The sequence below is a fragment of the Ruegeria sp. CK2 genome (assembly GCF_056536585.1).
The window spans coordinates 153,019-166,559 of sequence record NZ_JBQFPW010000004.1 but is presented as its reverse complement, the minus strand read 5'-3'; the positions used below and the strand labels follow the sequence as shown (position 1 = coordinate 166,559).

The following is a 13,541-nucleotide window of genomic DNA, read 5'->3' as shown; positions in this document are numbered from 1 at the left end:
CGGCATTGCCACCGCTATCCGCCTGCGGCTTTTTCCAGCGCCGGGCGGATCGTGCTTTCGATAACGCGCTGAGTTATTGGCCCGGCAAACCGCAGAATAACTGTGCCTTCGCCGTCAATCACGTAGGTTTCCGGCACGCCATACAGGCCCCAATCCAGTGCCATGCGTCCCTGCTCATCCCGTCCGATGGCTTCGTAGGGGTCGCCCAACTCGGTCAGGAAAGCCTCAGCATTGTCCAATTTGTCCTTATAGTTGATCCCGTAGACCGGAATGCCTTCCTGCGACAAAGCCTCAAGATTGGGGTGTTCGGCCCGGCACGGGGCGCACCAACTGGCCCAGTAGTTGACCAGCTTGACCTCTCCGTCGCGCAACGTTGTGTCATCGAACAACGGTTTGCCCGGAAACTCGGTCAGGACAACCGGCGGCGCGGCCTGACCTTCGCGGGCTGATGGCAGGGCATTTGGATCGTCGCGGAACATGCCAATCCCTGCCAGCACGGCAAAGGCGCCAAAAATCAGCGGCGGCGCAACCATCAGGGGCGAGATTTTAGCCATTTCGCGTCATCCTTTGTTCAACCTTTTCCATCTCGGCCCGCACTTTACGACCGCGCAGCACGCTGAACACGATCAGTGCCGCCAATAACACAATCGATGCCGCATAAGATGTCAGAACTGTATCAGTGTATTGTCCAAGATCTGGCATCATCCGCCTACCCTCTCCCGTGCCAGCAACGCCTTTATCCGACGCGCCCGAATTTCCGTGCCTGTGCGATACAGAACCAAAGCCACAAACAGCAGGACAAAACCAATGATGCAGACCAACAGCGGGTAGAAAAAGATGTTGCTGACCTTCTCTTCGGTATCTGTGCCGGTGACGGCCCCCGCCCGAAGAACCGAAGCCCCCTGATGCAGACCCTGGTTCCAGAAATTCACTGCATAGCGGCTAAGGATCGCAAAGACCGATCCCACCAGACACAGGACCGAGGTCAGATCGGCCGCCGTATCGGGATCTTCGATTGCCTCCCATAGCGCAACGTAGCCCAGATAGAACAAAAACAGGATCAGGAATGAGGTCAGCCGCGGATCCCAGGCCCACCAGGTGCCCCACATCGGCTGTCCCCAGATCGCTCCTGTGACCAGAGCGATCAAGGTCATCACGATCCCAATCGGGGCCGCTGCCCGCGCCGCCAGCGCGCTGACGTGGTGTCGACGCACCAGCCAGATCAGCGAGGTTACCAGCATCATCAACCAGCAATTGATTGCCATCAGTGCTGCGGGGACATGCAGATAGATGATCTTGACCGTCGACCCTTGCTTGTAATCGTCCGGTGTGAAGAAAAACCCCCAAACCAGCCCTAAGGCGATACAAAACATCGAGGTGATCCAGAAAAACGGCAAGACACGCTCGCTGGTCGCAAGGAATTTTCGCGGGTTGGCGTATTCCCAAAGGGCGTTGGCTTTGGCTACGATAGACATGGGTTTTATCTAGTCCAAATCCGAGTTGTTCTCAATTGACATCGGTCAAAACTGTGGCGGTTCACCGCAGATTGATCCGCAATACGGCTGCGCTGGCGAAAGGCAGCAAAGCGATGGTTGCAGCCGTGATCCCGGCCAGCATCAGCAGTGGTGTTTGCGTCTCCATTCCGAGTGCACCGCGGCGGGCAACCTCGGCCCCAAAAATCAGCGTCGGCACGTAAAGCGGAAGCACCAGAAGCGACAGCAACAAACCGCCCCGTTTCAGGCCCACGGTCAGGGCCGCGCCGAACGTCCCGATCACGCTTAGGGCCGGCGTGCCAACCAACAGTGAAATGACTAGCCAAAAGAACCCCGGAGCAGGCAGGTTCAACAATACTCCCAGGATCGGAGCGGCCAGAACCAGGGGTAATCCAGTGGTTAACCAATGAGCCAGTGCCTTGACTGTAACGACCGCCTCAAGCGGCAAAGGCGCCGTGGCCAACAGATCCAGCGACCCGTCTTCCCAATCCAACGCAAGCAGTCGATCCAGCGATAGCAGGCACGCCAAAAGCGCGCCCAGCCACAACACCCCCGCCGCGATCGTGGCCAGCAACGAAGACTGAGGGCCGACGGCAAACGGCACCATAACAGTTACGATCAAAAAAAAGGCCAGACCCAAACCAAAACCACCACCAGCCCGAAAGGCCAGTTTCAGATCACGCAGCAACAGGGCGATCATAAAAAGCCTCCGTCGAAGTCATCCAGTGGGCCGGGCTTGGCCTTGTTGGCACCGACATCCAGAATGTCCCCGTCTAGACCAAGGTCGATATGGGTGGCAATCAGCGCCGAACCGCCCTCTGCAAGATGCGCTCGGACAGCTTCGGCAAACATCTGTACTGCATCCTTGTCCAGAGACACCGTTGGTTCATCCAGCATCCAGATCGGGCGCCCGGTGACCAACATGCGCGCCAGTCCAAGCCGGCGTTTTTGCCCGGCGGACAGGTTACCGGCGTGACGGTCTGCCAACTCATTCAATCCAAAAGTATCCAGCGCAGGCTTAATACTGCCTGTGCCGAAAACTGAGGCCCAAAAAGCCAGGTTCTCAGTCACCGTCAGGGTCGGCTTCAAACCGTCCGAATGCGACGCATACGCGATCTGATCCTCTGCGCCCTCAATCGTCCCCATAAGCGGTGGCTGCAACCCGGCCAGCGTTCGCAGCAATGTGGTCTTCCCGATCCCATTTGGGCCGCGCAGAATAAGGGCCCTGCCCGTTTCCAGCGCAAAGTTCAGACCCTCCAGCACGGGGACGCCGCCTCGGGTGATGGTCAGATCGGTTACGGTCAATGTCATGGGGCCCGCCTATCGCATTGCCGTTGGGGGCAAAAGGCGGGATTTGCCGCAGGTCACTGACGCGATCTCAGACCGGCAACAGGGCCAGCGCGACGCGGCGGCCCTCGGACAACAAGACGTTATAGGTGCGGCATGCGGCCGGAGAGTTCATGTTCTCAACCCCCATTCCGGCGGCTTCCAGCGCGTTTCGCAATGCAGGCGGAATGTGCGCCAACTCGGCACCGGTGCCGATAAACACAACGTCTACCTTATCCGCCAGCGCCAATAGCGACGTCTGATCCGCATATCCGCCCCAAACGCTTGTGCCTTCAGGTCCAGTCAAGACAGCACCTTCGTATGCCTTGCCGCCAATGCGAAAAAAGCCAGGTCCGTAGCCGTCAATCGGTACTGCGTTGCCATATGTGATTTCGTTCAACCGCATAGATGCGTTCTAGCCCCAAAGCGGCAGGCCCGACAAGGCCGCCAATGCAATCGCAAGGTAAGCTGCGGCCCGGTACAGCTGCTCTCGGTCCGGTCGGAACAGCCAGCCGCCCAACCAGTTGCCCATCAGATTTGGCACCGCCAGGGCCAGCCCAAGACCGGCAGTCGCCAGCGTCACACGATCCATCCCCGTCAGATATCCAAGGATCAGGAAATCAAAACCGAACAGGAACAACAAAATCGTCGCCCGTATCGTTTCGATTTGCAAAGGGCGGGACATGTAAAACAGAATGACGGCGGGACCGGGCAGACCGGCAACACCACCCAGAAACCCGGCGGCCCCACCGATAGCAGTGACCATGGTTCGGCTGACCCTGCCTCGATACCGCACACCAAGGATCAAAACTGCAAGCATGAACAGGGCAACGAAGCTGACCGCATAGCGAAACACCTCGGGTTCGACCTGCGTCAACAGCCAAAGGCCCAATGGCAAGACCAGGGCGCAGCCCAGAACAAGCCGGGTCAAATCGCCCTTGTCCACCACCAACCATGCGCGACGCAGATTGGGCAGCGGACCAAAGATGTCCATGATCGTCAGCCCGATCAGTGCACCAAACGGACCAAGATGAGGTGTTGCGAGTGGAAGGAATATCAGAGCCGTACCAAAACCTGAAAAGCCCCGCACTATGCCGCCCATAAAAGCTGCAAATAGAATAATGGCCAGCCCCTGTGGGGACTGACCAAAAATCTCAGGCATCGACGTTGGCAAATTGATTGCCAGAGGTGTTTGACGGTTTGGACCAGTCGCGCTTGACGCCCAGCCACAAAAGGATGGTCGACGCGACGAAGACAGAAGAATACGTCCCCACGATCACACCCCAGATCATCGCAAAGACAAATCCGCGGATCACATCACCGCCCAGCACGTAAAGCGAGATCAGAGCCAGCAGCGTGGTAACCGAGGTCATCACTGTCCGGCTAAGCGTTTCATTGATCGAGATGTTCAGAACCTCTTTGAGGTCCTTCTTCTTGTATTTCCTCAGGTTCTCTCGCACCCGGTCAAACACGACCACAGTGTCATTCAGCGAGTAACCCACGATGGTTAGAAGCGCCGCGATAATGGCCAGATCGAACCGAATTTGCAGTTCCGAGAAGATGCCGATTGTCAGGATTACATCGTGCACCAACGCAGCCACAGCGCCCAATGCAAACTGCCATTCGAACCGCAGCCAGATATAGACAAGCACTGCTCCAATAGCCAAAACAACCGCGATAACAGCCGTCTGGATCAATTCACCGGAAACTTTGGGACCAACGGATTCAACAGACACGAATTTAACGTCGGGCACGGCACCCGCCAACGCCGCTTCGACGGCGCTGATCGTTGACGCTTCGACCGCTTCGGCATCTTCCTGTGCCTGGATGCGGATCATTGCGACATTCTCATTCGGACCAAAAGTCGGGTCAAAAATCTCGGTGATTGTGACATCACCCAGTTCCAGTGGCGCAATCGCATCACGATACATGCCTACATCGATCTCTTGCGCGCTTTGCGTTCGGATCGTTGTGCCACCGCGGAAGTCGATACCAAAGTTCAGACCTTGCAGCATGAAAGATGTGAAAGCGATCACCATCATAAGGCCGGAGATGCCCAGCCACAGCTTCCAGCGGCTGAAGAAATCGAACGAGGTGCTCTGGGGTACGAGTTTCAGTCTCATGTCAAACCTCGATCGTTTTCGGACGGCGGCGCTCGAACCACATGACAATCATCAGGCGGGTCACGAAGATCGCAGTGAAGACCGATGTCAAAATGCCCAAGCCCAGAGTGATGGCGAAGCCGCGCACAGGGCCGCTACCCATGGCGAATAGAATGACGGCGGTGATGAACGTGGTCACGTTGGCGTCAAGAATGGCTGACAAAGCCTTCTCATAACCCAGTTCGATCGCGCGCGCAGGGCCTTTGGCGGATTTCAGTTCTTCGCGGACACGTTCAAAGATCAGCACGTTGGCATCCACCGCCATACCCACCGTCAGAACGATCCCCGCAATGCCCGGCAACGTCAGTGTCGCCCCAATCAGGGACAAAAGACCAAACAGCAGCCCGACATTTATGATCAACGCAATATTGGCGAACAGGCCAAACAAACCATAGCTGAGCGCCATAAAGACCAGCACGGCAACGAATGCCACAATGGTCGCAACTTTACCGGCGTCAATGCTGTCTTGACCCAGCTCGGGACCAATGGTGCGTTCTTCGAGAAACTCCAAGCCCGCAGGCAACGCGCCAGCACGCAGCAAAACCGCCAGGTTGGTGCTTTCTTCGACAGTGAAGTTTCCGGTGATGATACCAGACCCCCCCGGAATATGGCTTTGGATGACCGGGGCTGAAATGACCTCGTCATCCAGAACAATGGCGAAGGGTGAGCCGACATTGTCACGGGTGTAGTCACCGAACTTGCGGGCACCAGACGTGTTAAAACGGAAGCTCACCGCCGGGCGGCCGTTTTGGTCAAACGCCGGTTGCGCGTCCACCAATTCTTCGCCAGTCACAACCGGGGCGGACTCGATCATGTAGAACAGTCCCTGTTCGTCCAACGAAGGCACAAGACTTTCACCGATCCCAGGCACGGCATCCGCGTCTGTTCCGCGATTAACCACCGGATTGAACGTCAGCTGAGCGGTCGTCCCGATGATCTCTTTCAGCTCACTGGCACTACCGATACCCGGCACTTGAATCAGAATACGATCGGTACCTTGGCGCTGAATTGTCGGTTCACGTGTGCCGACCTCATCAATTCTGCGGCGCACAATCTCCAACGACTGGCGAACGGTGCGATCATCCGAGGCCAGCTTTTCGGCATCGGACAGTTGCACAACAATCGTGTCACCCTCGGCACGCGCCTCGATATCCGTGGCGCCCACACCGGTCAGGGTCTGCACCTGACGGGCCAGACCGCGCACAACCTCAAGCGCGCGGGGCATACCTGCGGGCTCGCTGATACGAACACGAATCTCATCAGGGTCGGACGGTTGTTTGCGGATGGTTCCAATCGTTGCGCGTTCATCCCGCAACGCATCCCGGATCTCGGGCCACATGGCCTCCATACGGGATTCGTAGACGTCACCAACCTGTACTTCGGCCAGCAGATGCGCACCCCCGCGCAGATCGAGGCCCAGATTGACCAGAGACGACGGCATCCAGTTCGGCCACTGCGCGGCCTCGGCCTGCATCTCGGGTGTGTCGATGCCCAGCTCAATAGCGGCTTTGGCATCGTTCGATTGTTCGACACGCGTATAAAACGCATTCGGCAGGGCCATCAGCAGGCCAGTCACGCAGACCAGCCAGATCAGAACCCGCTTCCAGGTATCAATTTGCAGCATTACCCTGCCTTTTCAAGGAACTGTGGCGCGAAATTACTTCGCCGGTTCGGTCTTGTTCAGCACCTGAGCGATTGTCGACTTGACCACACGAACCTTAACACCGTCGGCGATTTCGACTTCAATCTCGTTGTCGCCTTCCTTGACCTTGGACACTTTGCCAATCAGACCGCCTTGGGTAACGACCTGATCGCCCCGGCGCACAGCCTCAACCATAGCCTGATGTTCCTTCATTTTCTTCTGCTGCGGACGGATCAGCAGGAAATACATGATCGCAAAAATCAGGATCAGCGGGAGAAATTGGGCGATTGCGCCACCATCCATGGGATATTCCTTTGTTCAGATGTTGCGGCGTGTTTCCGCAAATTTGGCGCGAACCTATGCTTTGATTTAAGCGTTTGCAAGCAAACGCGGCGCTGCAACCCACCCGAATATCGCACCAAACACAAAAGATGATCGTGAACGTTGCAGATATGTCCTAGGAACGCAGACGCACTTGGATATAGTCGGCCCGCAGGAGGACCGATGCCCCATCTTTTCAAACGCTTCCAGTTGCTGGTTCATTTCCTGCTTGCTGTTTTTCTGATCATCCAATTGGTCGGGCCGGTTCACGCACAAGAAGACGCGTCTGACAATGCGGAAACCGACGCCACACAATCGGATGTTTTCCAGGCTCCTGTGGTCGTAGATGGTGAGGCGCTGTTCCACTTGCGCGGCACAAGCGCCCTGCCCGCCAGCGAACGGGCAGAAAGGGTTCAAAACCAGATCATCAACGCCGCCGAAGCGTCAGAAGCGCCGAGTGTCACAATCACCTATGAACAGACCGAGCTGGGCACAGCCATCCTAGTTGATGGCATTCAGGTTTCGGTTGTCACGGCGGCGGATGCTGAGCTGGAACAAGTTGAACTGAGCGTTCTCAGTCAGTTGCATGGCGATGTCATCGGGGCGGCGATTGCCAGCTACCGGGCGAACCGAACTGATCAGGCCCGTGTATCCGGCGCAATCGAGGCCGGGGCATGGACCATTGGTTTCATACTTTTCGTCACCCTGATCATGTGGCTATATCGCAGGATTAAACGGCGCACCTTCGAGATCGTACAGCGCTATCTGAAAGGCGTTGAAACTGCGACTGCCGAACATGTCCAGGCCGAAGCCATCGCGGGTTTGATCCGCTATGGCCTGAATTTCGTTCTGTTGGTTGTCTTTTTCCTGGGGTTTTATTACTACCTGTCCTTTGTCCTGCTGTCCTTTGCAGAAACCAGATACATCGCCGAAGTTCTGCTGACCTATCTCACTGACCCGGTGCTGGTGATCGTCAAAGGCATCGTCAGTTATGTCCCCAATCTGATCATGCTGGCCCTGATCACATGGGTGACGTTGTACATTATCAAAGGGATGCGCGTATTTTTTGATGCCGTCGAAGCTGGCACGTTTGAGATGCGCGATTTCGACAAGCACTGGATCGGGCCGACCTTCAACATTGCGCGTGTCGTTGTGGTTTTGATCGCGCTTGTCTTCGCTGTGCCCTACATTCCGGGCTCGGATTCAGCGGCCTTTCAGGGCCTGACCATTCTGGTGGGGGCAATGCTGTCGCTGGGTGCGAATTCGGTTGTATCCAACATGCTGGCAGGGCTGTTCGTGATTTATCGGCGGTCCACCTCAATCGGGGATCGCATTCAGATTGGCGAACATGTCGGCGATGTTGTGCGGATCAAACTGATGGAGACACACCTGAAATCCATCAAGAACGAGCTGATCTCGATCCCCAACGCACAGCTGATGAACTCAGATGTGATCAATTTTTCAAAAAAGACCGACGGCAGTGGCCTGCTTTTGCACACAACGGTTGGCATTGGCTATGAAGAACCTCCGGCCAAGGTCGAGGCCATGTTGATCGAGGCCGCCCATCGGACCAAAAGCATCAAAACCAAGCCGGAACCCTTTGTGCTGTGGACCGCGCTGGCAGACTACGCGATCGACTATCAGATCAACGGATATACCACCCGTGGCAGCATCATTCCCCGGATCAAATCGGACCTGCATCGCAACATTGTCGCCGTGTTCAACGAGAACAACGTACAGATCATGACCCCGTCCTACATGGCTGATCCACCGGAACCTAAAATCCCGTCAGAACCCTGGGATGGGCATCTTGCACATGAAGACGATCAGGATGATGCAAACACGGAGTAATTTCCTACGCCAGCGCTACACCCTGCCCGCGAGATAGTGCATAAGCGCCTTTAGTGATTCACGCATTAAGGACATGACTCATGCACGACATCCGCGCCATTCGCGAAAACCCCGCCGCCTTTGACGCCGCCCTTGCGCGCCGTGGGGACGCGCCGGTGTCGTCAGACCTGTTGCGCCTGGATGAGAGTCGCCGTGCCAAGATTCTGGCTGCGGAAACGGCGCAGGCAGAACAGAACAAGGCGTCCAAAGAAGTTGGCGCCGCCAAAGGGCGCGGCGATGAGGTCGAGTTCGAACGCCTGCGCGCGCTGGTCGCCGAGAAAAAGGCGGAAATCGCCCAGATGCAGACTGAGGCTAAGGACCTGGACGCGCTGCTGACCGATCAGCTGGCGCGCATCGCCAACCTGCCCGCCGATGACGTCCCGCAAGGCGCAGACGAAAACGACAATGTCGAGGTCAATCGCTGGGGTGCGCCGCGCAACTTCGATTTCGATCCAAAAGAGCACTATGAAATCCCGGCCGTCGCGGCGGCAATGGATTTTGAAACCGCCGCTAAAACCAGCGGCAGCCGGTTTGTGAACCTGTCCAAGGGCGTGGCCCGCATCCACCGGGCCTTGGCCCAGTTCATGCTGGACACGCATATCGACAAAAACGGCCTGACCGAGATGCAAACACCGGTTCTGGTACGCGACGAGGCTATGTATGGCACAGACAAGTTGCCTAAGTTCGGCGATGACAGCTATCAGACAACAAATGGCTGGTGGTTGATCCCAACATCTGAGGTCACTCTGACCTACTCGGTGTCAGGCGATATTCTGGATCAAGCCACCCTGCCCATCCGCATGACCGCGCATACCGCCTGTTTCCGGTCCGAGGCTGGAAGCGCGGGCAAAGACACAGCAGGCATGCTGCGTCAGCACCAGTTCGAAAAGGTCGAGATGGTCTCGATCACCCATCCGAACAATTCGGATGAAGAACAGAAACGCATGCTCCGCTGCGCCGAGGACTTGTTGGAGCAATTGGGCATTCCCTATCGGACCGTTGTCCTGTGCACCGGCGATATGGGCTTTGGTGCACGCCGTACGTTCGACATCGAGGCCTGGTTGCCCGGACAGGACGCGTATCGCGAAATCAGCTCGGTATCGACCACGGGTGCATTTCAGGCACGTCGAATGAACGCCCGGTTCCGTCCCGAAGGCGGTGGCAAACCGGAATATGTCCATACGTTGAACGGGTCGGGCCTTGCCGTCGGGCGCTGCCTGATCGCGGTTCTGGAAAATGGACAAAACGAGGACGGCACCGTATCGCTGCCGCAGCCTTTGGGCCCCTACCTGGGTGAAAAGCTGACGCTGCAAACTGACGGCACACTAAGCTAACAAAAAACCGGCGCCCAAGACGCCGGTTCAGCGAGCGTAACAAGGCGAAGAAGATTACTTCTTCGCCTTTTTTCCATCCTTTTTCTTGCCGTCCTTCTTTGACTTTTTGTCTTTCTTTTTGTCGGCCTTCTTTTTGCTATCCTTCTTGGACTTTTTGTCCTTTTTGGATTTGGCTTTCACCTTGTCCTTGGCTTTGGTGAATGCGGCCTCCATCTCCTTGCGTTTTTTGGCAGCTTTTTCGGCCTTGGCCTTGGCTTTGGCTTTTTTCTTGGCCTCGGCTGCGGCCAACTCGGCCTCAGCTTTTTCCTTGGCCGCCTTGCGCGCGGCATCTTCAGCCCGTTTTTCAGCAGCAGCGGCAGCAACGGTCTTACGTGCCGCAGGCTTTCGGGTGGCAGGTTTCCGGGTCGCCGGTTTTCGCGCCGGTGCACGACGCGCCGCCGGTTTGGCAGCTGCTTTAGTAGCGGCTGCAGGTTTGGAGGCGATGGCGTCTTTTGCCGCAGAAATCAACACAAGCGCACGAGCAGCACCAATGCGAGGAACCTTGACCAAATCCGCGGGGTTTGCCTTGGCAATCGCTTCTGCGGTTCTGAAACCGTTGGAGTTCAACGCCTTGCCCAGCGTTTCTCCTACACCTTTAACATCGGTCACTGCGGTCATCATTGGTCCCTTCTTTTGCTCCCTGCACATTCGTATATACGCAAGATATACGAACCTACAAGCTTTTCAAAGCTTCAGCCTGCAGTCCTAGCTGCTGTGAGCCAGATCCGATTTAGGCTCGTTCTTTGGGAACGGCACAAGCCGTTTCGCGTCCTCATCCCAAAGCTTGAGGTTCAAAGCCGCCACTGCCTCGGGAAATTTGATCCGTCTAGGGGTGAATTCGGGCGGCAGGTTGTAATGACAAGCGCGTAGCCGATAAGACGGGATACGCGCATTGAAGTGGTGAATGTCGTGCAGCGTGATACAGGCCACGGCATTGTCGAACCACCAGCCGAAATCCAAAGCCGATGAACCTTCCAGGGCCGCCAACTGCGGGTTCAGGTCCGGACGGCGATCCCAATACGTATCTTCGAAGTTATGCTGCAAATACACAAGGAATACGCCCAGCATCCCCCCCAGAAAAGAGAATACCAGCCAAACAAGAATGCCGGTAGTGCCGGCAATCATGTAAAGCAAGCCCAGAAAAATCACGATCGAGACGTTGTGGAGCAAAACGCCCGTTACCCCGAACCGCACAGTGTTCTTGGGCCAACGGTAACGAATGAAATACGTAAACAGCGCACCAAGCGGCACAAGGATGAACGGATTGCGGTACAGCCGGTAATACAGCCGGGTTTTCCAATCCGCCGCGCGCCACTCGCGCAGGGTCATCGTGTGGATTTCGCCGGTCTCTCTATGCTCCAGATTTCCGATACCGCTGTGGTGCAGATTGTGGTTCTGTTTCATCACTTCGAACGGCGCAAATGTAAAAGGCGACAGGCCATGCCCGGCCCATTCGTTTTGCTCGCGTGTTTCAAACAGCGAGTGGTGCCCGCAATCATGTTGCAGCACGTATAAACGAACGGCAGAAAAGGCAAAGACGATCCCCGCCGGCACCATAACGTACCAGCGGTCAACATAAGTAATCGCCAGGGCCAGCGATGCGAAATACACCGCAAATGTGCCGAAATAGCTTAGCGCAGCAAGCCCGTTGTCCTGAACTGCGTATTGTCGAGTATATTCCCTCAGATCCATCCAGCCCGCTCCCCACGATGGTCCGGTTCAAACTGTTCCAAAACTATGCACGGATCACCCGTGTACAAGCAGCGCACACGAAAACATATGCACGCAAGCAAATGCTAGCGCGCCGAAAACAGACTGTCACGCCCTGACAGTAAAAGTGCTGAAAATTGGCGCAGTTACGCCTTACCCTTGAGATGTTTGGCCAATGCACCAGCGTTTTTCTTGCGCCGCCCTTTGTAGGGGTTCTTATCCCCTTTCCCGCGCAGTGTCAGGCGGATAGGCGAGCCGGGCATATCAAAGTCTTCGCGCAGACCATTCACCAGGTACCGGGAATAGCTGGCCGGCATCTTGTCGGGGTGGGAACACATAACCACAAATCCCGGCGGCCGAGTTTTGGCCTGGGTCATGTAGCGCAGTTTGATCCGTCGTCCCTGCGGCGCTGGTGGCGGGTGCTGCTCCAGCATGGCCGTCAGCCAGCGGTTTAGTGCAGCCGTTGGCACTCGTCGATTCCACACATCATGGGCGCGCAAGATGGCATCACGAAGCCGCTCAAGCCCCCGACCTGTTTTTGCAGAGACGGTAATCAGCGGCGCGCCACGTAGCTGTGGCAGCAGCCGATCGAAAGATTCTTTGAGATCGCGCAGCTTTTCCTGCTTGTCCTCCTCGATGTCCCATTTGTTGACGGCAACGACAACAGCACGGCCTTCGCGTTCGGCAAGATCTGCAATGCGCAGGTCCTGCTGTTCGAACGGAATCGCCGCGTCCAGAAGAACAACCACAACCTCGGCGAACTTGACGGCCCGCAGCCCGTCCGAAACTGATAGCTTTTCCAGCTTTTCCTGAACCTTGGCTTTCTTGCGCATGCCTGCGGTATCAAAGATACGCATCGGTGTGCTGTTCCCGTCAGGGTCCGCCCAGTCGACACGCAAGCTGATGGCGTCGCGCGTGATCCCGGCCTCGGGCCCCGTCAGCAAGCGATCTTCGCCCATGATCTTGTTGATCAGCGTGGATTTTCCGGCATTCGGACGACCAACAACAGCCACCTGCAATGGTTTTTCTGCCGTGATCAGAGGCGTCTCGCCCTCGCCATCCTCATCCAGTTCAATGTTCGTTATGGGGGTGTCATCCACCGCCCGTTCTTCGGCCGCATCCGCCAAAGGCATGAGCTGATCATATAGGTCAGCCATCCCTTCACCATGCTCGCCTGAAAGACGAACCGGTTCGCCGAGACCTAGGTTGTAGGCCTCTAGCACCCCTGCATCAGCCGCGTTGCCTTCGGCCTTGTTGGCCGCAAGGATCACGTGTTTTGACCGCTTGCGCAGAATTTCGGCAAACATCTCATCGGTGGGGGTCAGCCCCACGCGCGCATCAATCATAAACAGGCAGACATCGGCCATGTCGACGGCGCGTTCGGTCAGGCGGCGCATGCGCCCCTCAAGGCTATCGTCGGTTGCGTCCTCAAGCCCCGCCGTGTCGATCACGGTAAACCGCAGATCGCCCAGTCGCCCTTCGCCTTCGCGCAAGTCACGCGTCACGCCAGGCTGGTCATCGACCAAGGCCAGTCGTTTGCCTACAAGGCGGTTGAACAGTGTGGATTTGCCCACATTGGGGCGCCCCACGATGGCGAGGGTCAGCGACATGATACTCAACTTTC

General features: G+C 56.7%; 15 protein-coding genes. 2 read left to right on the top strand and 13 right to left on the bottom strand.

What is annotated here, in order from left to right:
• Window positions 1-14: 14 nt before the first annotated feature.
• The 10 genes from ACR0BU_RS08510 to yajC all read right to left on the bottom strand — a co-directional run bounded on the left by ACR0BU_RS08510 (window position 15) and on the right by yajC (window position 6,926).
• Entirely contained in the window at window positions 15-554 is a 540-nt protein-coding gene (locus ACR0BU_RS08510) for a DsbE family thiol:disulfide interchange protein (protein ID WP_298936134.1), read from the bottom strand.
• Entirely contained in the window at window positions 547-705 is a 159-nt protein-coding gene (gene ccmD / locus ACR0BU_RS08505) for a heme exporter protein CcmD (RefSeq protein ID WP_298936135.1), read from the bottom strand. The genes ACR0BU_RS08510 and ccmD overlap by 8 nt, the downstream gene beginning before the upstream one ends.
• Window positions 702-1,475, bottom strand: coding sequence for a heme ABC transporter permease (locus ACR0BU_RS08500; RefSeq protein WP_298936136.1), 774 nt, complete (start codon window positions 1,473-1,475; stop codon window positions 702-704). Before ACR0BU_RS08500 ends, ccmD begins: the two co-directional genes overlap by 4 nt.
• A gap of 61 nt (window positions 1,476-1,536) precedes the next feature.
• Complete coding sequence (gene ccmB / locus ACR0BU_RS08495; protein WP_298936137.1) at window positions 1,537-2,193, bottom strand: heme exporter protein CcmB; 657 nt, start codon at window positions 2,191-2,193, stop codon at window positions 1,537-1,539.
• Window positions 2,190-2,804 carry a heme ABC exporter ATP-binding protein CcmA gene (gene ccmA / locus ACR0BU_RS08490; RefSeq protein ID WP_480736825.1) on the bottom strand — a complete coding sequence of 205 codons (615 nt, stop codon included), beginning with the start codon at window positions 2,802-2,804 and terminating at the stop codon, window positions 2,190-2,192. Before ccmA ends, ccmB begins: the two co-directional genes overlap by 4 nt.
• Window positions 2,805-2,871: 67 nt before the next feature.
• On the bottom strand, window positions 2,872-3,225 hold the full coding sequence (locus ACR0BU_RS08485) for an Mth938-like domain-containing protein (protein WP_480736824.1): 354 nt from the start codon (window positions 3,223-3,225) through the stop codon (window positions 2,872-2,874).
• 9 nt (window positions 3,226-3,234) lie between these two features.
• Complete coding sequence (locus tag ACR0BU_RS08480; RefSeq protein ID WP_300066988.1) at window positions 3,235-3,981, bottom strand: TSUP family transporter; 747 nt, start codon at window positions 3,979-3,981, stop codon at window positions 3,235-3,237.
• Entirely contained in the window at window positions 3,974-4,942 is a 969-nt protein-coding gene (secF, locus tag ACR0BU_RS08475) for a protein translocase subunit SecF (protein ID WP_480736822.1), read from the bottom strand. Before secF ends, ACR0BU_RS08480 begins: the two co-directional genes overlap by 8 nt.
• A 1-nt stretch (window position 4,943) precedes the next feature.
• On the bottom strand, window positions 4,944-6,605 hold the full coding sequence (gene secD, locus ACR0BU_RS08470) for a protein translocase subunit SecD (RefSeq protein ID WP_480736821.1): 1,662 nt from the start codon (window positions 6,603-6,605) through the stop codon (window positions 4,944-4,946).
• Window positions 6,606-6,638: 33 nt separating this feature from the next.
• Window positions 6,639-6,926 (bottom strand): preprotein translocase subunit YajC, encoded by a 288-nt coding sequence (gene yajC, locus ACR0BU_RS08465; protein WP_298936143.1) that lies wholly within the window; start codon window positions 6,924-6,926, stop codon window positions 6,639-6,641.
• A 201-nt stretch (window positions 6,927-7,127) separates the two neighbouring features.
• On the opposite strand from yajC, the gene ACR0BU_RS08460 reads away from it, so the two are divergent.
• Together ACR0BU_RS08460 and serS are read left to right on the top strand one after the other, a co-directional pair.
• Complete coding sequence (locus ACR0BU_RS08460; RefSeq protein ID WP_480736820.1) at window positions 7,128-8,795, top strand: mechanosensitive ion channel family protein; 1,668 nt, start codon at window positions 7,128-7,130, stop codon at window positions 8,793-8,795.
• An 80-nt stretch (window positions 8,796-8,875) separates the two neighbouring features.
• Window positions 8,876-10,168 carry a serine--tRNA ligase gene (serS, locus tag ACR0BU_RS08455; protein WP_300066997.1) on the top strand — a complete coding sequence of 431 codons (1,293 nt, stop codon included), beginning with the start codon at window positions 8,876-8,878 and terminating at the stop codon, window positions 10,166-10,168.
• A gap of 54 nt (window positions 10,169-10,222) precedes the next feature.
• Here serS and ACR0BU_RS08450 read toward each other — a convergent pair whose 3' ends face one another.
• The 3 genes from ACR0BU_RS08450 to der all read right to left on the bottom strand — a co-directional run bounded on the left by ACR0BU_RS08450 (window position 10,223) and on the right by der (window position 13,527).
• Window positions 10,223-10,828 carry a helix-hairpin-helix domain-containing protein gene (locus ACR0BU_RS08450; RefSeq protein ID WP_480736818.1) on the bottom strand — a complete coding sequence of 202 codons (606 nt, stop codon included), beginning with the start codon at window positions 10,826-10,828 and terminating at the stop codon, window positions 10,223-10,225.
• A gap of 84 nt (window positions 10,829-10,912) precedes the next feature.
• Window positions 10,913-11,899 (bottom strand): fatty acid desaturase, encoded by a 987-nt coding sequence (locus ACR0BU_RS08445; protein WP_480736817.1) that lies wholly within the window; start codon window positions 11,897-11,899, stop codon window positions 10,913-10,915.
• Window positions 11,900-12,063: 164 nt separating this feature from the next.
• Window positions 12,064-13,527, bottom strand: coding sequence for a ribosome biogenesis GTPase Der (der, locus tag ACR0BU_RS08440; protein ID WP_480736815.1), 1,464 nt, complete (start codon window positions 13,525-13,527; stop codon window positions 12,064-12,066).
• Window positions 13,528-13,541: the final 14 nt, after the last annotated feature.